We start from the raw sequence: 18710 nt of genomic DNA, 5'->3' as shown, positions 1-18710 counted from the left end.
GCAATAAGGCTATGCTTCTCAAGCACTTACTGTTGCGTTGCTGTTGCGCCCTCCAAAATGTCGCCCTATAACCTGCCGCCGTAAAGCAGGATTAACCACAAATATTAACGGGCGGGGGTTGAGGAACAAGACCATGACAACATACTACGTAGCGACAACTGGCAGCAACGGCGGCAACGGCAGCACCTCCTCTCCCTTTCGCACGATCAGCGAGGCGATGTCGGCGAACCTTAAGCCCGGCGACGAGGTCGTGGTGAAGGCGGGGACCTACAACGAAGCTATTAACTTCGACAAAGACGGCTCGGCGGCAGCCGACATCACGCTGCGCTCGGAAGTGCCCGGCGGGGCGCTGATCCGGCCGCCCGCGGGCTCGTGGAACGCGATCAGCGTCAACGCCAACTACGTGACAATCGACGGCTTTGACATCGGCGGCGCCAAAGGCGACGGCATCGAAGCGAACAACGTCCACCACATCTCAGTTCTCAACAACAAGGTCCACGGCAGCGGCGAGTCCGGCATCCAGTTCAACCAGTCGGACTTCATCAAAATCGAAGGGAACGAGACCTACAATAACGCATCGACGGGCTGGTTCTCGGGCATCTCGATCTACGAGAACCGGAACATCACCGGCGATACTTCGACGGAGGGCTACCGGACGATCGTGCGGAACAACATCTCGCACGACAACGTCACGAAGTCGGGTGCGCACACCGATGGCAACGGCATCATCATCGACGATTTCCAGAGCACGCAGGCGAGCGGTCATCCGAACTACACGTTCAAGACCCTGGTCGAGAACAACCTCGTCTACCAGAACGGCGGCAAAGGCATCCAGGTTACCTGGAGCGACTCCGTCACGGTGAAAAACAACACCGCATACCACAACAATCAGGACCCGGCGAATAGTGGTACCTGGCGCGGCGAGCTCAGCAATTCGGCGTCGAGCAACAACACCTGGGTCAACAACATCGCCGTGGCGGACCCATCGCTGAACAAGAACAACACCGCGATCGATAACACGTCGACCGACAGCTACAAGAACACTAACGTCGTCTGGGCCAACAACATCACCTACAACGGCACGGCCGGCCAGGCCTCGGTCAAGACCGACGGCGGCAACGCGATGCCGAGCGCGGCGAACGGCAACCAGCTCGGCGTCGACCCGAAATTCTCGGGGGCAGCGAGCGATAACTTCCACCTCGGCTCCGGCTCGCTGGCGATCGACCACGGAACCAACAAGTACGGCGTCGCCTCGGACGATCTGGACGGCCACGCTCGCGTCGTTGGAACTGTCGATGTCGGTGCCTACGAATCGAGCTCCAGCGCAGCACCGGGAACGCCAACCACGCCGACGCAACCGGGAACGCCAACCACGCCGACGCAACCGGGAACGCCAACCACACCGACACAACCGGGAACGCCAACCACGCCGACGAAGGAATTCGTCGGGACCAACGGCAACGACATCATGCCACACACCGGCCAGTCCAACGGCGGCAACGAAACCTTCAAGGGTCTCGGCGGTAGTGACGTGTTGAAGGGCGGCGCCGGCGCGGACGTGCTCGACGGCGGCACTGGCAACGACACCGCCAGCTATGCGGGCTCCACCGCGGTCAACGTCAACTTGGCGACTAAGGCCGCATCGGGCGGGCAAGCCACCGGTGACAAGATCGCCGGCATCGAAAACTTGACGGGCTCCAGCTACAACGACGTGCTGACCGGCGGCAATGGCGGCAGCAACGTTCTCAATGGCGGGGCTGGCGCGGACAAGCTCAGCGGCGGCGCCGGCGGGGACGTCATCAATGGTGGTACCGGACAGGACACGGCGGGCTATGCGGGCTCCGGCGGGGTCAACGTCAACTTGGCGACTGGGGCCGCATCGGGCGGGCATGCCACCGGCGACAAGTTCGTCAGCATCGAAAACTTGACTGGCTCCAGCTACAACGACGTGCTGACCGGCAATAGCGGCAGCAACGTTCTCGATGGCGGGGCCGGCGCGGACAAGCTGAACGGCGGCGCCGGCACGGACGTCATCATCGGTGGTGCCGGCAAGGACATCATGACCGGTGGCGTCAGCGCGGATACGTTTGTCTTCAAAGCACCGACGGAAATCGGGTCCGGCTCGAACCGCGACGTCATCACCGACTTCCAGCACGGCGTCGATAAGATGGACTTCTCGGCGATAGATGCGAATGGCTCTGCGCAGGGCAATGGAACCTTCCATTTCCTGGCGCAGGAGGATGCCTCTTTCGACCACAAGGCTGGCGCGCTCGCTTGGCACTATGAAGACAAGGCTGGATCCGCGAACGACGCTACCGTTATCCAGGGCGACCTGAACGGCGACGGCGTTCGTGATTTCGAGGTTCAGATGAAGGGCCTCGTCCACCTGGGGACAGGCGATTTTCTTCTGTAGGCCGTACCCGTTGTGGCGGTCGTCCGATCGCCACAACAATCGTGCCAACAATCCGGAGATATGTCGACGCCGGAGTAAAAACCAGCCACGCGGCGCGCAATCTGCGCGCCGCGATTTTTCGACAGGTGTCAGCCGGCCTTTCGGGCGCGGCTTTGCGCGAGGCGATAGCTGTCGCCGTTCATCTCGAGGATGTTGCGTGGTGGGTGATGCGGTCCAGCAAAGCGCCGGTCAGGCGCTCGAATCCCAAGGTCTCCGTCCATTTCGTCGAACGGAAGGTTGCCGGTGATCAAAGTGGCGCCGCGTTTCTAGCGTTGCGAGATAAGTTCGAACAATAATTCCGCACCGGTATAGAGCGCCGTGCGTCCTTTCGGACGCACGGCGCTCTAACTCTTTGAATCTACGCATCGTGCTTTAGCGGCGAGTCCTCCGTTTCCAGAAGCAGTTGTGCGGCCGCACGCTGCTGATCGTCGACGAACTTGGAGAGCGGTACGAAGCCCACTAATCAGCGAGATGATGGAGGCCCGTGACGGTTCGGTCGCGCAAAGGACCGGCCGCTGCGCGACCGGACTCAATCCTTCTAGCTAAAGCATGTCGCGCAAAAGTGCGCAGCGGTTTTGCGACAACGACATGCGCGAAAACAGAGACCTAAAGCGCGAGGAGCGAAAGATCGCGACGCGCTTTAGGGACGCCCGTCCGGCCGCCGTACGCGGGATTGGCCGGACGGCGGTCAATGTGAGCGCCGCGTGACCGGGCCCCTTCGGGCTGGTCACGCGGCGGCTTCAAGTCATTGGATTTGTGGCGACCCCTGCAGGAATCGAACCTGCGACAACCTGCTTAGAAGGCAGACGTTAAACTTAGCATTTGCAGGGCCTTCAGTGAATCCGTTTACAATTACTGACCCGCTTTTTGTTGAATAATCCGGGCACGATGTAAACCATTCCCGCTCCCACTGGATCATGTCAGCTCGTAAACCTCGGCCATATCCTGCTCCTCGCGCAGCCCCTTATAAGACGCATGCCGTAGCTTACCGTCATGCGTCCAGGCCCGATATTCTATCTCAGCCACAAGCTCAGGGCGGACGAAGACGGCGTTCCGCTTCCTTCCGGTATCGACGGCTGGCTTGGCGATGATAAGCCTATCCATCTGCTCGCGGAGCTCGGCGGCGGATCGTTCGTTAAACCCGGTCCCAACTCCCCCGACATAGACGAGCTCGTTTCCCTTGCGCGCCGCGAGCAGCAGTCGGCCGATGCCTCCGAACGCTGCCGTCGACTTCTCGTATCCGACGATCGCGAAGCCGTCGGACTGGACGCATTTGATCTTCAGCCAGTCGCCGCCTCGGCCGGAACGATAGGGGCTGTTGCGATCTTTGGCGATGATCCCTTCGAGCCCATGCTCGCAGGCGATACGGAGGAGCGTCTCTCCGTCCGCCTCGATCTCCTCGGATAGCCGAATCGCCTCCTCGCCGCCGGCCGGCACCAACCCCTCGAGGAGGTGGCGCCGCGCGGTCAGCTCTGTCCCGGTAAGGTCCCGGCCGTCGAAATAGAGCAGGTCGAAAGCGAGCAGAACTGCCTCGCGGGACATTCTCTTGCCACCACGGCCGCCAAGCGATTGCTGAAGCCTGCCGAAATCCGACCGGCCTTGCTCGTCGAACACAACAGCCTCGCCGTCCAGGATGGCCGTGGCGACAGGAAGGCGCCTCGCTTCGGCGGCGATCGCGGGGAAGCGGTCGGTCCAGTCATGGCCGCCGCGCGTCAGGATGCGGACACCAGACGGCTCGATGTGGATGGCCAGACGGTAGCCGTCCCACTTCACCTCGAAGGCCCATTGCGGCCCTTTGGGCGGCTTTGGCTTGAGGAGAGCGAGACACGGATCAATGCGATCCGGCATAGGGTCGAGGGGGAGGTTTGGCTGCGCGGGATTTCGCGGCTTGCGCGGCCGGGATTGAACCGGCTTATCAGCATCCTGCAGGAGCGGTTTTGACTTCGGAGGTTTGGTCATGGAACCATCACATCAGCAAGTGCTTAAAATGCTGTCTACCGATGGATGAGTCCACGCAATGGAAGATGTATACCAGCCGATCTACAAATGGCGCGAGACCTGGCCAGGTGAAGGACACCAGGACTTCAGCGGTTTCGACGGCGAACAGTCGTTCGGCCGCATCCAGCTAGACCAAACGAGCCACACCAAGATAGGTATGTGGAAGTGGAATATTACCCACCTCCCCTGGGTGCGGAAACACATCGTGCCTCACAGCGGATGGGAGGCTAACTCCCGGGAGGCATGCCGGAGGGTCGAGGAGCACTATGAGAAACTGCTGGAATTGCATGGTCGGCCAAACCGTGGTCGATAGGAAGCAATGCGGCACACCAGAGTGATGATCGACGATACGACACCGGATCCACGCCCATGTTGCGGACGCAAGCCGATCGCCGTTTACGGGCCTATCTCGACCATCTCCTGCGCTAGCTGCAGCAAGACGATATCAATCGAAACGCCGCCGTTTTTCCGCGACCCGATCCGCCAGCGCGAGCATGAGACGTGGCGAGCGGCAACTGCATGGAACGCAGCCACCTGGTAAGCCTCACTCCGGAGCCTTTCTCCCTTGAGCGATCGCCTCTTCAAACTGTCGCTGGCGCAGCATCTTTACTTCGTTCTGAAGATCCTTGATCACGTCCGTCGCCCCATAAATGCCGCCGACCTGCTGCCGCAGCTCATCGATGCGCCGGCTGAGTTCGGTGATCTCTCCATCGCGAGCGTGATTGCGCTCCGACCACTCGTTTCGGCTGACAGTATTTGTGCGGAGATCGATAACGGCATCATCCTGGCGCTTCCGATCTTCGGCGCCTCGAGCTGTGCGCCATTCCATCTCCTTTTGCGTGACCATCTTGTCGACGACAGAGGCGATCGATAAGCCCGTAGAGATAGATTGCGCTTTTGCGTCTTCTCGGATCTGCGAGACGTTGTCCTTGATCGGCTGCAAGGCCATGAAGCCAAGGCCGGTGAGAATACCGACGCCTACGCTGAGCGCAGCCCAGATGGCTGGCCACTGGGTTTTGCTTGAACTGCGGAGTTCGTTCGACAGGGCAGAAAGGTTCGCATTGACGCCCTGGAACCCGGTGTTCATATTCGACCGGAGATCCACAATGTCTTTGCCTTGGTTCTCCACGCGCTCGGAAAGCCGAGCCCACGAGGCCATAGGGTCGAATACGCTGGTGCCGTTGCCATTGCCGTTGTTCATGTCATCCGCCATCGTTTTGCGCGCCCTGCCCTCTGCCATCCATTGCTATCGTGCGCCGAGGCGCGTCTTGATGTCGTCGTAGAATTCGACTGTTCGTTGCAGGCGCCCGTTCGCCCGATCGAGCGCCTGTCTTTCTCGTGCCAGGATGGAAATCACCGGCTGCCCCTCCACGATCGGAGCATGTGGCTCATGTTTGCGCAGATCATCCGGAAGCGCCGGAAGCAGCACACCCGCCTGCGCCTGTCCTTTCGCGGTAGCCGCACGGTTGAGGCGCTCAGTGGCGGAGCAGCCAGTCACGATCAGCAGCAGTGACAGCGCAAGCGCGGTTCTTCTCGGAGAGTTGAAGCTCATAGGATCTGATCTCATTTTCGAGGGTGTCTTTGGCGGCCTGCTCGGAAGCCTCAGCCGCGGCAAGGCGCTTGCGGTGCTCTTCGGTCGCCTGCGCGGCGGCGTTGCGCTGGCGCTCCATCTCGGCGGCCTTGGCTTCGGCTGCAGTTTTCTCGGCCAGCAGCACATATCCGGAGCGCACATTCGCATCGTGGGCGGCAAGCCATATGCGGAAGCCGATGAAAGCGAGCACACATAGGCCGACGGCGCCGACGACCTTGCCAATGGGATTTGCGAAGAAGGCGAACATTAGCGGTTCCCGTTGTCGCGAGGATCGAAAGGCCGGGGCGGCGGTTCGTATGGCTCTGGCTGATAGCCGACCGGCTCCCCATCGACGGCAACCGGCGGCGTTGCGTATGGTAGGCCCGTTCGCGTGGCGAGGATCGCGGCGATGTCCTGGGCGGTGGCGAAACCGGTATAGAAGAAGGCCAGCGAGATGATCAGCACGATCCAGCCCCAGGCGATCGTCTGATTGACCACCGTGTCCGGAGCGTTCTCCATGACCATCAGCCGCCAGCAGGCAAAGACGATCAGCGGGAAGATCACGGCTCGACGCCATGACCAGCCAGGCTCTCCGCTCTTCTTCGCCTCAAGCGGTCGGCGCATCAGGCGGCATCCTGCAGGGCGTTATAGAAGTCCTTGGCATAGCCGGCGATGACGTCGGCCCGGTCGGTGCCGTTGATGATCCGCCGGGCGTTCACCCAATCCGAGCTTTTCGACGTGAAATAGTCGGCGAGCTTCTTGCCAGTGAAGAGACCGCGATCCATGCCAACGAACATGATGCGCACGGCGATGTCGTCTTGCATCGCCCGATCGGGATCATTGACCAAGTCCACACCAGTGAGCTTGGCGAATAGGGTGTAGTTCCGCCGGCCCGTCAATTGCACCAAGCCGCGGCCGGCATACTTGACGCCGTCGCCGCTCTGAGTATTGCCGAGTCGGGCGGCCACTGCTGGGCGCTGGCCCTTCGGATCGTACATGCGGAAGAAATAATCCGCCCCGCCCCGCTCGTGGATTGCCTGCATCGTCCGGCCGGTCTCATGGAAAGCGGTGGCGAGCATATAGGCAAGGCACCGCGGATCGATGAACGACTTGCTTGCCTCGTCGAGCACGGCTTCCATGCCTTCGACCTGAGATTGGGCAAGCGAGCCGCCGAACAACGACGAGCGAACGCCCGCATAGAAATGCGCTCGATTCATGGGTAGTCTCCAAGTTGTGTTAGGGTTGCGCTATGCGCTAGTTGACGCGGAAGGATATTCCGTCGAGCGAGACGTAGCTCCCTCGGTACTTGCTTGCGATGCGAACGAACCCATCCGCACCTATCCGCAATTGGACGAACGTTCCCCTCGTCGAAGTCGGGGCAAGCACATAGCGATCGGCAGGAGGGCGATAGCCGATCGGAAGGGCGATGAGCTTATCGTCGAGATTGTTCTTGCCGCCGGTGATCATGCCGTCGAGGATGACAAGATCGTCTCTGATCGCTACCCGCGGCGGCATGGCAGGGTCAACCGGAACCCATCTGCTCATCAATTGAGGATGACCTTCCCCAAACCGGTACGGAAGCGGGAAGAGATCGTCGGCGAGAATGCCGACCATTGCTAAATTCATTGCGTTGCCGGGGTGTACGTTGCCGTCGCCATATAATGGCGTCGGCAGCTGATCCATCCAACCGGCCTCGGAGTGCGCGCGCTGGAATAGCTCAAGCGGGTCGAAGAACGCTGAGTTCGTCTCTTGGGCAACCTCTCGCAACACGCCGTTGATGGCCGTCATGCTCGCGAGCGTCTGCTTGTAATTCGGGTTCCAATTATTCGCGGACGTTTGCCCAAGGATCAATATTGAAAGCTGCGATGGCGATCGATGTGCCCGGATCTTGGCGATGGCGGCCAGATGGTTTGCCCTCACCTGTTCGAGACTTTGCACGCCACCTTCGGCGACCTTGAAGTTTTCGTTGGTGCCGAAATCGATGATCAGAAGACTGGCGCCGCTGTGCCTATCGATAAAGTCTTCAACCTTGCCGTTCGCCCAAAGCCATGAGTTCTGGCCGCCGAAACCGTCAAATGTGACATCCAGTGGATAGCCTTTAGCGCCGGCGGCGATCAGCTGATCGAACCTGTAGCCATCGGTTACGCCGACGCCAGCAACCTTGCTATCCCCGACTATATGGATATCGACAGTCGTCCCATGTTCCCGCGCATTCACCAACGCAGAATAGAACGCGGCGAGGTTCTCTCGACCTGTCAAAGGTGAACAGAGGGCAGCGCCGCAAATGGCTAAAAAGCAGATGACGGCAAGGGATATCGTGCGCAGCATAATCATCACTTACAATAGGCTGTGCCTGATGCGCTAGCTTATCAGAGGTCGCAGAGATGAAATCATCGTTGGCACGGACCGCGTTGACACGGCCGCCTTGGTCGGATGAACCCCGTCTGGGATTTCAGACACTGTAACCCCTGCCCAACCAGGAGCCAGATCGATAAGCGTCAACGCAGGGTCGGCGGTCACCATATCACGGTACATTTGCGCGTAGGCAGCCCAGTTCACTCGGTCTGAAAGGGGTATTGATCCCCCGGTGACTGGTGGGTTCATGATCATCAGGCATATCTTGACATTGGCGTCGTTCGCCCGGAGCTGCGAAATCATGCTCATATGATTGGACTGAGCTTGGGCAACCGAGATATTCCGCACGATATATGCGTCATTCATGTTGTATTCGAGAACGACGATTTCGGGGCGGGTTTGCAAGGCTCTGTATAAATAGAACAAGCCACCAGCGCTGTCCTGGCCGTTTTCCCCGAAATTATAAATCCGCGCCGATGTCTCTTTTCCTTCGTGAAGGCCGCGCTCGACCTGACGCTGCCACAGGTTAAAGTAGTCCCCCTGAAAAGTGAGGGATGTTCCACAGGTCGCAATACGGATCTCTTTCATAGTTTGCCCCTCGGGTCACGATAGCCGATGGTCTGGATCGAAGCGGTGATATTGGCATCGGCCCAGCCGACAGTTCTGCCGTTCACATCGGTGAATACGAGACCGCGATACGCAGCAGAGATGGAGGCTTGCTTGTTCATCACGGTATAGAACCGGCCTGAGTTGGGGTCGCCGGAATCCGGGTCCATAAGTCCGATCTCACCGGCACCTGCGCCAGACGTGAGGATCAAGAATTGCGTTTCGATTTTCATTCCGATCGGCACTCGCATCGCCACTACAGTAGACGATGCCCCCAAATTGCCGGTGTATTCGGTCGACAGAGACCCCCACGCGCACCAGTCGCCCGTCTGCGTATATGGCATGATGTTCGATGAAGCATCGGTCCGGACAGACCAGACGCGGCGATATATGGTGAACCCGGTCGGAAGCAACGGGTTTGTGATCGAGCCCGAAAATAGAACATCCACGACGCCTGTAGTCGGGTTCATGATTACAAAGCAATGGTACCAGACACTCGCGGTAAGCGTTCCTTGATCAAGGCCGCCATTGCCAGAACCTGCTGCCCACGTTTGGTCTAGGCGCTTCATGATGCCACTGGTCAGGATGAGATCGGCGTCATTGAGCTGCGATCTGCATGAACCCGGAGAGACAACGATGCGCTTGGTTGGGGTCGTCGGATCTCGATATGTTTCAAAGCCCACCAGGAACTGAGGCGGCAGGCCACTCTGCGTCATGGTCGATGGGATTTTCTGAACCATTAGGCTTTAACCTCCTCGATGACCATTGTTATCTTGCCAGCCGCTCCAAGGAAGTGAGCGCCGCTTGCCGATGAAAATCGCACGTTCCCCGGTGTCGAGTCCGCCGGACCCGCCCGAACGGAGACGTCAAGCGATGAAGTAGATCCGGGAGTGAATTCGGCCTCGAAGGCCATGGGCGTGCCGTAACCAGCGGTGGCGGCAGAAGTTACCATCGTCGCCCCGATAGCATCCGTCTGGGACGACACGCATATTGCCGCGATTACATGGAGGACCGCAGATGCCTCGAACCATCCAGAGAAACGGACGCGGATCTTGTTGCTCGTCGACCGTGGCGTGATAGAGCCAATGAGGATCTGCGTTCCTTCGCTGATCTGCGGGGCAGTATTGTCGCGGGGGATTGTGGCGGACAACGCCGTATTTGCGATGCTTGAGACAAGGACAGACTGAACGACCGCTCCCGTTGGCATCTGAGCATTGGTCAATGCGTCTCCAGAGCCCGCCGCCGCGATTTTCGTGCGAATGTTCGCCGCATCCGCCGCCGACATCTTGGCGGCCGTGACTGCATCGCCCCCCAGCTTGGCCGTGGTGATCGAGCCATCGCTTGGAGCTCCTACTGTGATCTTATTGCCGAAACGGACGTCGATCTCTATGCCCGCTGGAACCGGCGGAGATGGAATCCGTAGGTAAGCATTCCCGCCAGAATGCTCCAGCGTGTAAGCCGAAATTGGCTGCGAGACGCCTCCAACGTTGACGAACATGTTGTTGGCGCTTCCAGGATCGACAGAAAGCTGGAAGTCCGTAATCGTGCCGTCGCCGGTGAAACTGTTCTGGACATAATTGTTTTTGGCAAGGTTTGCCCAGTCTGCCGCCTCATCGGCAGCCGTCTCGGCTCGAGTTGCCGCGTCTTCTGCTGTGGCGATAATGGCCGATGACACTTGATCGCTGACGAGGCGGAAGGTCGCGCCGGAAACGACCCCGAGCAACTGCATCCCGGCGATCAGGCCGCCCACTACGACATTATTGCCGGAATTTGTCTTGACGGTGAGCGGCGATCCGCCGTTGAACGAGACGGTGACCGGAGATCCGTCATTCGCCTCGAAGACGCCAAGGATGATCAAGGCAGATTGGCTGACCGGGATGCTCGTCGTCGCCTGAATAGCGTTCGGCGTACCGGCCCCGACATCAGTCGCCACGATGAAGGAATAAGGGAGGTCGCCAAGTCGCGTCCAGGAACCTGAGTTGGCCGCCCCGTTCTTCCGGTAGATGCCGTTGTAGGCAGCTGTCGGGTCGCTAAGGACCCACGCCATCGTGTTAGCCGTCTGCGAAAGGTCTCCGTAAAGAGCCGCTCGCGTGGCATAGACCTTGCCGCCACTGGCAAGAAAGGCCGTGATGGAACCTTCTACCCATGTTCCCCACTCGCGGATTTGTCGCTTGTCTGGCTCATAGGGGTCTGCACTCGGACCGTCAGCCCAAATGTTATTTGCGGTCTCGACCATGTCGACTCCGATTTAGATTGTGATGGTGGATGATGCCTGCGAAGGCGATGGAATGCCGGATGCGTTTTCAGAGCCGCACCAGTATTTCCAAGTGCCAGTGCCGGGTGTGTTCGGAAAGCTGATCGTCTGGTTGGCAGTGACGTTGTATTGGCCGATCAGCGTTGCGGCGGCGAAGCTCTGCCCCGTCGTGCCGCGCTTGAAGACCAGGTATCGGGTGTTGTCGTTCGCCGCCGTCGCGGCCACTGTGACGGTTCCAGATGCGTTGTTGGTCGTCATGTTGATCGGCGATGCCGGCGCCGTCGGGTCCACCGTCGACGTGACGTTTGCAGTGATCGACCACGGGCCATAGTCGCCATCGGAGGCGATGAAGGCGACTTGGACATCCAGAAGCTTGTTCGACGGCACGACGGTCGTGCTCATGTCGATGAAGCCGCCGGCCGGCACAGGGTTCGGGAAGCGTTGCTCGATCCACGCCCCGGGAAGGCCAGAGCCCGCATCCGCCAATCTATAGCGGATAACCGGTATGAGGCTGTCGTCTTCCGGGTCAATGATGACGACCCGGATGTAGACGCTATCGCCGTTCGGCCGCGCCTGGACGAGATTGATGACAGGAGTCGCAGCGCCCTCCGGGCTGGTCCGTGGCGGCGTTGATGGTTGCCGTCCTTCGTCGATCGCGGGATTCCAGATATCGATGTTCTCCGGGTGCTGCATGATATCCATCACGAAGCCGCCTTGCAGAAGCGAGAGCACCGACTTGCGGTTCTCGACGATCTTGCCGTCAAGCCTCGGCAGCATGTTCGGCGCTGCGATGCGGACCCACCGGCTATAGACCGAGTTTATGCCAGACAGCCGGACGTTGAGCTGTCCTGTAACCTTCTGCTGAAGGCGCAGCCAATCTCTCTTGCCAAGCCGACGAGCCTGCCGCCACTGCTGCACCCACTGATAGTTCGCCTCCTGCGCCAGGACGCGACCGGCAGTCAGCTGAGCGCCAACATCCTCGAAATAATCGGTATCGGACGTGGCATAGCCGATCTCCGGGTAGCAGAATTTCGGAATGAGGCGATTGCATTCGTCCTCGAAGAGCACGTCATATTCGATCTGATGGCCGACGATATCGGCGTCCGTCAGTGTGGTGAGGTATTTTGCCCTGAACTTGCCGACGATGAACAGGAGAGCCCCGTCGCCGCGCTCGCATATCCAGCCGTCGCAAGAGGAGAGGATTGCGTTCGTCGCCGCCTTCGGGTCGTTCTCCGTCGTGTCGAAGCCGTTGCACTCATAGCGCCGCTCAAAGCCGCCCGCCGCCAGCGGTACCAGCTCGTCGCAGACGTCAGCCTCCTCCTGCCACATGTCGAGCACCGGCAGAATTGCGCGCTTATAGTCCCGGCGATGGCCGAACTCGTTGAAGCACTGGTGCCACGCCATGATTACCGCAGCGTTGCGCGTCCACTCCCAGGTGTTCGGGTTTTCCGGATCCTGAAGGGGGTCTCGGAAGTCCCAGCAAAGAGCGAGATCGGCTTCGACTGAGACTTGCGGGGGCCCATAAGGAAATGTCTTATTCTGCCGCTCTGCCTTGTCGCTGGTCGCGATCATCCCGATCGAGGCCTGTCCATCTCCACGGTGACTGGTCGTCCACACGCCTTGGCCCGCGAGAGCTGCGGCTATGTCCCAATACGGTGTCTCCGGCGTCACGCCATACCGATAGAAAAGACGAACGTTCGTGCGGTAATTCGTTCCGTCCTCGATCGTGCCGTCTGCCTCCAACGCGATCTCATCGTCATGGAGCCACCATCTGTTGATGCGCTTGATAGGGTGTCCCGCGATGGCCTGCACGGCATACAGATTCTTGCCGACCGCCTCCCAAAGCATGTAGGCGCCCGCGACACGGACGCGCCCCACACCCCACTGCCTGTAGGGAATGGACTGAACCTTAGGAATTTTCCCGTCTTCCGGCTTTGGCGGCTTTGGAGCAAAGAGTGCCTGTATGCCGATCGAGATCGCGGTGGTGGCAATTGCCGACAGGCCGCCGATTACAAGGGCTCCTCCCGCCGTAGCCGCAAATGAAGCCCCGAAAATCGCCGTGAAGAGTGGCGTGAATATCGGGTCGCGACGGGCGATCGGATAAAGCGTCGACGTCTTGCGAAGCATCTCTCCCCAGATGAGACGCTGCAACGGATCACTGAACCGCTGCTGATAGAACCGCTCATCTCTCAGCAAGGCAATCTCCATGCAGCAACGAATTCAGCTGGCTTTGCTCGCACACCGACAGGATGAATGCAGGCCCAGAGGGGACCGAAGCAGATCGCGCCAATCAGGGTTTCCATCTGGTCGGCCACCGTCTCGCCGGTCATTGCCTTGATCAGCCCAATGTCGCCTGTCTGCGGCTGCTGGATGCGCTTTGCGCCCATCGGGACGAGATGCACGTCCATGAATGCCAATTCGCTTCCATGGCTCGCAATGATGGCGTGGGCCTCGTCCTTTGTCCGGTAGGTTCCGCGAAGATCGGCGGCCGGATCAATCCCGATGCACCTCAATGCCCAAGAGGCCGGGAAGGTCATGCAATCGTCGCCGCCCACTCCGCCCCATCGAAATCGATGCGGGAGGTCAAGAAATTCGTGGATGTCCATGAAACCTCAGCTAAATACCGGCCACTTCGGCTGGATGCCGCGGGCAAGCCGTGGTGTGCCGTCGCAGAAGGCGTCGGTCGGGTACAGCGAGCGCTGCATGGCATCTGACCAGAGAACCTTTGCTGGGCGCGATCTGGTATTTTCGCCGGCAACCACTGCCAGGCTGAGCGATAAAGTTGCCGTCTCTCCTTCCCTGATCGGCGCCCGTGCCTCCTTCGGATGCGAGGCGACACCGGTCCAGATCGGGATAATGCTGCTCATCGGCTGGTAATATCGGTCCAGCGTCGTCAATCCGACCTGCACCAACTTTCCACGCACGGGCGGAATGCTGTCGAGCATCTTGCCCCCGGTGACCGGGTCAATGCCGGAAACCGAGAAGTCAACCGCGTCGGATGTGCCGTTGACCAGCACCTCGAGCGAGGGCACGCCGATGAGGCGGCCGCCGCCGAGATAGACCGTTCCATCCGGATCGATGCCGTCGAAGCCGATCGGCACATCGTTGACGCCGAACCACATGTGCAGCGCCGGATCCGTGTCGATGCGAAGGAACACGCCGAGCTGATGGCTGCCGCGCATCTCCTCGACGACCGCAGCCGGAACGTATTCGACCGAGTAGGCCATCAGAACGCTTCCGTGAATTGGACAGTAGGACGCGCTGAATACCACCCCGCATATTCCCAAGGGATCGTCACGCCCTTGGGAAGTTTCATCACACAGCGCGGCCGTGCGATCTCAACCCGGGTGCCGACGGTGACCGCTTCGCGAAGTGGTGGAGCGAGAGCGAGCCGATAGACCGGGTTCTCTTCATCGGTCTGGTCAATCAGTTCCCATGACCGGTACACCCGCCATCCCTTGGTAGGATGATGGATGGAGAACCAATCGGACCACCTGAAGACGCCCCGAGCCGCTCCGTAAACGCGCAACGAGAGAATGCCGGCATTGAGGGCTGCATCCTCCGTCACCTCGCCGTAGACGGTCGTCTGGGAATACCCGGAGCCATCGGAGAACAGAGCGCCATCCGAATGCGGGATGCCGCTGATGATCGGCCGGCGCGTACCTCTGATGACCGGGAAAGGCCCGATCTTGTCGTTGACCACAGGCACGTTGATAAAGCGGAACCCGCCATTGAGACGGGCGCCGAGCCAGTTCAGCACCTCGAAGCGCTCGTCTGGCCCTTCCAGCACCATCTCCGAATAGGTCGCCGTGATGATGCCGCCACCAGACGTTTCCACGCTGATCGGCTCACCGACGCCATTGACGCCGCCGTCAAAGCCACTGCCCGGGTTATCGAAGCGCGCCTGCTTGGGCCGCAGGAAATCCACCGGGAACATGGGCTGATTGATATAGACGGCCATCGTCAGCCCTTCCGAGTATTGAATTTCTTCTGCGTATTGCCGAAGCCGCCGCGCGTCTGGTCGATCTTGTCCTGATAGAGCGCTTCCTGTGCGCCCTGCCTGGCGAGCTCGCGGACATGCTCGTCCCCGCTCCCGCCGTGGACATGGACTTCGAGCTTCCGAGGCGCAGACGCCGCCGCATTGTCGTTGCCGGCGCCGCCCATCATCTGAGCGCTGCGATTGGTGTTGAAGACCTGCGATCCTTGCGGAAGGTTCACCAGTTCAGGACCGCGCTCGCCGACGATCGCCATGCCGCCAGGGGCATAGTTCGTGCCATCTGCGAACAGGCCCGAGATGCCACCGGATGCCGCCAGCGTTGCTTGCGCGCCGATCGGCTTGAAGCCTCCAAAGAGCCCACTGAGCCAACCGAATAGTCCGCCGCCGCCGGACTGCGCCGGGGCAGAGGGGGCTGCTGGGAAAAAGCTGGTCGACAATGACTGCCCGAGTTTTCCAAGACCTTGGGTAGCCGCCCCCGAAGATGAAGCCAGCCCACCAAGAGCATCTGCAGCTTCTGTTGCCCTACGGACCTGAAGCTCAGAAGCGTTCACCCATGCATTGCTGACTGCATCACCTTGGTTGCCGGAGAGCATTTCAAGCTGCCGCTGGCCGTCGAATATACGAGACGATCCGGTAGCTAGACCGACATGGCCGCCTTTCTGATTCGCGCCAAGGCCACGAGATTGAAGAAGCACGTCGCCACGCAAAACACTGCTTGGGTCGACAGCCTTGCCCCATTTTTGGAATGAGTTTGCAACTAATGAGCCGGAGCCATCAACCCCAACCTGCTCCAACGAAGAGTTAACGAAGCCAGCGCACCAAGCTGTGCGTGCCGCATCAATGTCTACGCCCCCCTTTTTGAGGAAGGAATTGATGTCGACACGGCCCGACGTTTCGTTTTTGCCAAGAAGCCCAGAGGCTAGATCGACGGCAGATCCGGATGATGTGACCTGGTTGTTGTTTGAAGCGCCCCGCCCCATAACGGCAGAAGCAACGCCGCCAACCAGCCCAACGCTACTGGAACCCGCCCCGCTGCCCTTCGTTCCCGTGAGCATGTCGGCGAACATGTTGCCGATACCGTCGAAGAACTTCTCCCAGAGCTTAGATGCCTGGCTTGTCACAGCGGATTCGAAGCCCTTCAGGAAGCTCTTGCCGATGTCGTGGCTGCCAGAGACAAGCTCGTTGCTGAAGGCGCTGCCGAAGCCCTTGGCCATATCCTTCGCCTGCTGCCAGTCGTATTGCTTGCCGATCATCGCGGCATTCGATCCACCCAGGTCTTCCGGCAACCCATATTGACGCAGCGTGGTCGTGATCTGCCGATCGCGCGGAGAAAGTCGGGCGTCCGCCGTTTGCTGACCCATCTCGAAGTTGAAACGGCTCTGATTATACTTGTCCGTTAGCTCACCCAGCGCTTGGGCGCGTTGATGGATGAGGTCGAGTTCCTTTTGGTCGACATCTATCCCCTGGCGGGCCGCTTCCATCCTGAGCGCGGACGTCAGTTCATATTCCTTGCGGAGCGCAGCGGCCGCGCCGCCGGTCTTGCCGACGAGGTCAATCTCCTGCTGCTGATCCTGGAGGGTCTTGTCGAGGTTCAAAGCGCGGTCGCGCTGGGCATCTGCCAGCTGGCGTTCCGCTTGAACAAGCGCCAGTGCTCCTGCCTGCTCTATGCGAACACGGCGCTCGGTTACAGATTCGTCGCCATTGTACTGTGCAGCTGCCGATGCACGGGCAGCAGCGGCGCGTTCCTGAGGAGACCGAGCATTGACGCCCTGAACCTGAGCGTCGAAGGATTGCTGTCTGCGCTGTGCGGCAACCTTCTGTTGCGACTGCCACAGGGCAAGATTGCCCATGTCATCGCGGCTCGTCGGGCCCTGTGATAGCAGCATGCCGTTCGGGCCAACGTCGTTAAAGAGGCGGCGCTGGATGCGCTCCATCTCCTCAAGGGCGCGGCTGCCTTCCCGGAACTGCGCGACCAGCTTTGCGAGCTCGTCGGCCTTCTTTGCAAATGCTGGGTCGGTCTGCGCCGTCTTGTAGATGCTGTCGTAGAAGGCCTCAAAATCCGGTCGGCCAGCTTTGAATTCGTTGCGCAGCTTGGTGATGGCATCGTTGAACGCCATGAAACCGGAACCGAACATCGAATTGTCGGCGACATAACCGCCGCGCGTTTGGGTACCGATGCCAGAGAAGAATTCCTCGCCGGTGATTTTGGTCGCGTTGCGCAGCCCACGGATATCCGAGCTGGCCTCGATCGAGAGCATGCGGGTGCTTTCGATGCCGTAGCCCTTCACCTTGTCGATGAGGGAGCCGTACCGCTCCTCCAGCCGCTTCATGATGCCGTCATGACGCTCCATCGCGTCTTCGAGCTTCTTCGTGTCGTCGCTCGCGGTCAGCGCGCTGACGCCGTAGGAAATGGCGGCAGCGGCGGCACCGGTCAGGCCAATTGCGACGAGTGAAAGCGGACTGACGATCGCAGCGAGACCGCCAGCAAGGCCGGCGAGCGCCTGCTTTGTAGACTGCCCGGCGAACGCCTGAGCAAGCTGTGGACCCTGCTGGATGGCTACCGTCGCCGGGTTCATGAATGCAGAAGTGGTGCCAATGTCGAAGAACTGGGCGGCGATGTTTCCGACGTTCCCCTGGCTGCCGTTATTGTTGGCTGGCGACGGGCGACCGCCTGGGGCTGGTGCGGGTGCAGCGCGAAGCTTCTGCAGTTCGGCATTCAGCCGCGCAATGGCCTCACGCTGTTTCTCGATCGCGGAAAGCGAGGTGGCGAGGCTGGCGTCCCCCTTCTTTTGTGCAGCCGTCACGGCGTTCAGGGATGCCTCAAGCTGCTTGTAAGCGGTGCTCGCCTCGATCGCAGACTTGTCCAGAACTTGATTGGCACGCGCAGCGCGGCCGGCGGCGCTGGTCATCGCATCAAGACGCTTGTCGATCGAGGTCGTGATGCCTTCGAGACGGCCGAGAGAGCCGACGATCTTGTCCAAGGCTGGATTGAGGTCGGCGAACCCGCGCGACATGCGCGTGCCGGCGGCGCCCGTGCGCTGCGCAGCCTGTTCCGCCTTGGCGGCAGACGAAGTCAGCTTGTCGAGGTCTGCTGCCGCACCAGCCGCTTGGCTGGAATCGATCGCAAATCCTAACTGGGCAACGGACAATGGCGTTTACCTCTTTGCGGGGAACAGGGCATCGAATAGGCGGGACGTCAGTGGACGGCTCGAAACCTGCTCCGGCTCCTTGTCGTCCTTCTTCTCGAAATAGACGCGCATCCGGGTCGCATCGAGCTTATCGATTGCGTCCAAATGCCAAGGATGGGGAGCAATACGCCGCAATCGAAACCATGCGGCGATTTGGGCTGGCTGCAGAGGGTTGATTCCGTAGCCTGTCCCCTCCCGGGTTCGGTCCATCTTCCAGAACCATTCCCAGACGTGGCGCCCCGCTACCGGGACGCGTGGTTTTTTGCCTGACAGCTGATCGCAAAGAGCCT

18 protein-coding genes, 1 tRNA gene and 1 pseudogene are annotated in these 18710 nt (G+C 60.1%); 2 read left to right on the top strand and 18 right to left on the bottom strand.

Features of this window, described 5'->3' with window-relative positions; translation table 11 throughout:
• The first annotated feature begins 133 nt into the window (after positions 1–133).
• Positions 134–2413, top strand: a complete 2280-nt coding sequence (locus AC245Y_RS09325) for a right-handed parallel beta-helix repeat-containing protein (protein ID WP_026157339.1) — start codon at positions 134–136, stop codon at positions 2411–2413.
• A 128-nt stretch (positions 2414–2541) separates the two neighbouring features.
• Here the strand turns inward: AC245Y_RS09325 and AC245Y_RS09320 are convergent.
• The 3 genes and pseudogenes from AC245Y_RS09320 to ligD all read right to left on the bottom strand — a co-directional run.
• Positions 2542–2760, bottom strand: a pseudogene (locus AC245Y_RS09320) (ATP-binding protein); the annotation flags it as partial.
• A gap of 449 nt (positions 2761–3209) precedes the next feature.
• Positions 3210–3284 (bottom strand) — tRNA-Arg (locus tag AC245Y_RS09315).
• A gap of 83 nt (positions 3285–3367) precedes the next feature.
• On the bottom strand, positions 3368–4411 hold the full coding sequence (gene ligD, locus AC245Y_RS09310) for a non-homologous end-joining DNA ligase (RefSeq protein ID WP_017993964.1): 1044 nt from the start codon (positions 4409–4411) through the stop codon (positions 3368–3370).
• Positions 4412–4469: 58 nt separating this feature from the next.
• Between ligD and AC245Y_RS09305 the strand changes: the two genes are divergently transcribed.
• Entirely contained in the window at positions 4470–4763 is a 294-nt protein-coding gene (locus AC245Y_RS09305; protein ID WP_017993963.1) for a hypothetical protein, read from the top strand.
• Positions 4764–4994: 231 nt separating this feature from the next.
• Here AC245Y_RS09305 and AC245Y_RS09300 read toward each other — a convergent pair whose 3' ends face one another.
• The 15 genes from AC245Y_RS09300 to AC245Y_RS09230 are packed head-to-tail and all read right to left on the bottom strand — an operon-like array spanning position 4995 to position 18693.
• On the bottom strand, positions 4995–5690 hold the full coding sequence (locus AC245Y_RS09300; RefSeq protein ID WP_017993961.1) for a hypothetical protein: 696 nt from the start codon (positions 5688–5690) through the stop codon (positions 4995–4997).
• Positions 5691–5696: 6 nt separating this feature from the next.
• Positions 5697–5948, bottom strand: coding sequence for a lyase family protein (locus AC245Y_RS09295; protein WP_017993960.1), 252 nt, complete (start codon positions 5946–5948; stop codon positions 5697–5699).
• A complete protein-coding gene (locus AC245Y_RS09290) occupies positions 5926–6288 on the bottom strand; it encodes a hypothetical protein (RefSeq protein ID WP_017993959.1) in 363 nt (120 codons plus the stop codon). The genes AC245Y_RS09295 and AC245Y_RS09290 overlap by 23 nt, the downstream gene beginning before the upstream one ends.
• Positions 6288–6644, bottom strand: a complete 357-nt coding sequence (locus AC245Y_RS09285; protein WP_017993958.1) for a hypothetical protein — start codon at positions 6642–6644, stop codon at positions 6288–6290. The genes AC245Y_RS09290 and AC245Y_RS09285 overlap by 1 nt, the downstream gene beginning before the upstream one ends.
• Positions 6644–7237, bottom strand: a complete 594-nt coding sequence (locus AC245Y_RS09280) for a glycoside hydrolase family 19 protein (protein WP_017993957.1) — start codon at positions 7235–7237, stop codon at positions 6644–6646. Before AC245Y_RS09280 ends, AC245Y_RS09285 begins: the two co-directional genes overlap by 1 nt.
• A gap of 37 nt (positions 7238–7274) precedes the next feature.
• Positions 7275–8348, bottom strand: coding sequence for an SGNH/GDSL hydrolase family protein (locus tag AC245Y_RS09275; RefSeq protein ID WP_157628333.1), 1074 nt, complete (start codon positions 8346–8348; stop codon positions 7275–7277).
• 33 nt (positions 8349–8381) lie between these two features.
• Positions 8382–8963 carry an SGNH/GDSL hydrolase family protein gene (locus AC245Y_RS09270; protein ID WP_017993955.1) on the bottom strand — a complete coding sequence of 194 codons (582 nt, stop codon included), beginning with the start codon at positions 8961–8963 and terminating at the stop codon, positions 8382–8384.
• Complete coding sequence (locus AC245Y_RS09265) at positions 8960–9721, bottom strand: hypothetical protein (protein WP_017993954.1); 762 nt, start codon at positions 9719–9721, stop codon at positions 8960–8962. Before AC245Y_RS09265 ends, AC245Y_RS09270 begins: the two co-directional genes overlap by 4 nt.
• Positions 9721–11217 (bottom strand): hypothetical protein, encoded by a 1497-nt coding sequence (locus AC245Y_RS09260; protein ID WP_017993953.1) that lies wholly within the window; start codon positions 11215–11217, stop codon positions 9721–9723. The genes AC245Y_RS09265 and AC245Y_RS09260 overlap by 1 nt, the downstream gene beginning before the upstream one ends.
• Positions 11218–11229: 12 nt before the next feature.
• Complete coding sequence (locus AC245Y_RS09255; RefSeq protein ID WP_017993952.1) at positions 11230–13443, bottom strand: phage tail protein; 2214 nt, start codon at positions 13441–13443, stop codon at positions 11230–11232.
• A complete protein-coding gene (locus tag AC245Y_RS09250; RefSeq protein WP_017993951.1) occupies positions 13425–13841 on the bottom strand; it encodes a DUF6950 family protein in 417 nt (138 codons plus the stop codon). The genes AC245Y_RS09255 and AC245Y_RS09250 overlap by 19 nt, the downstream gene beginning before the upstream one ends.
• 6 nt (positions 13842–13847) lie before the next feature.
• Positions 13848–14462, bottom strand: a complete 615-nt coding sequence (locus tag AC245Y_RS09245; protein ID WP_017993950.1) for a hypothetical protein — start codon at positions 14460–14462, stop codon at positions 13848–13850.
• A complete protein-coding gene (locus AC245Y_RS09240) occupies positions 14462–15196 on the bottom strand; it encodes a hypothetical protein (protein ID WP_017993949.1) in 735 nt (244 codons plus the stop codon). Before AC245Y_RS09240 ends, AC245Y_RS09245 begins: the two co-directional genes overlap by 1 nt.
• Before the next feature lie 2 nt (positions 15197–15198).
• Positions 15199–18381, bottom strand: coding sequence for a phage tail length tape measure family protein (locus AC245Y_RS09235; RefSeq protein ID WP_017993948.1), 3183 nt, complete (start codon positions 18379–18381; stop codon positions 15199–15201).
• Between the two features lie 6 nt (positions 18382–18387).
• Complete coding sequence (locus AC245Y_RS09230) at positions 18388–18693, bottom strand: phage tail assembly chaperone (RefSeq protein WP_432431643.1); 306 nt, start codon at positions 18691–18693, stop codon at positions 18388–18390.
• Between the last annotated feature and the right edge of the window lie 17 nt (positions 18694–18710).

This window comes from Rhizobium sp. SRDI943 (assembly GCF_057653695.1).
Note: the sequence above shows the minus strand (reverse complement) of the source record. Positions and strands in the feature narration are given on the sequence as shown.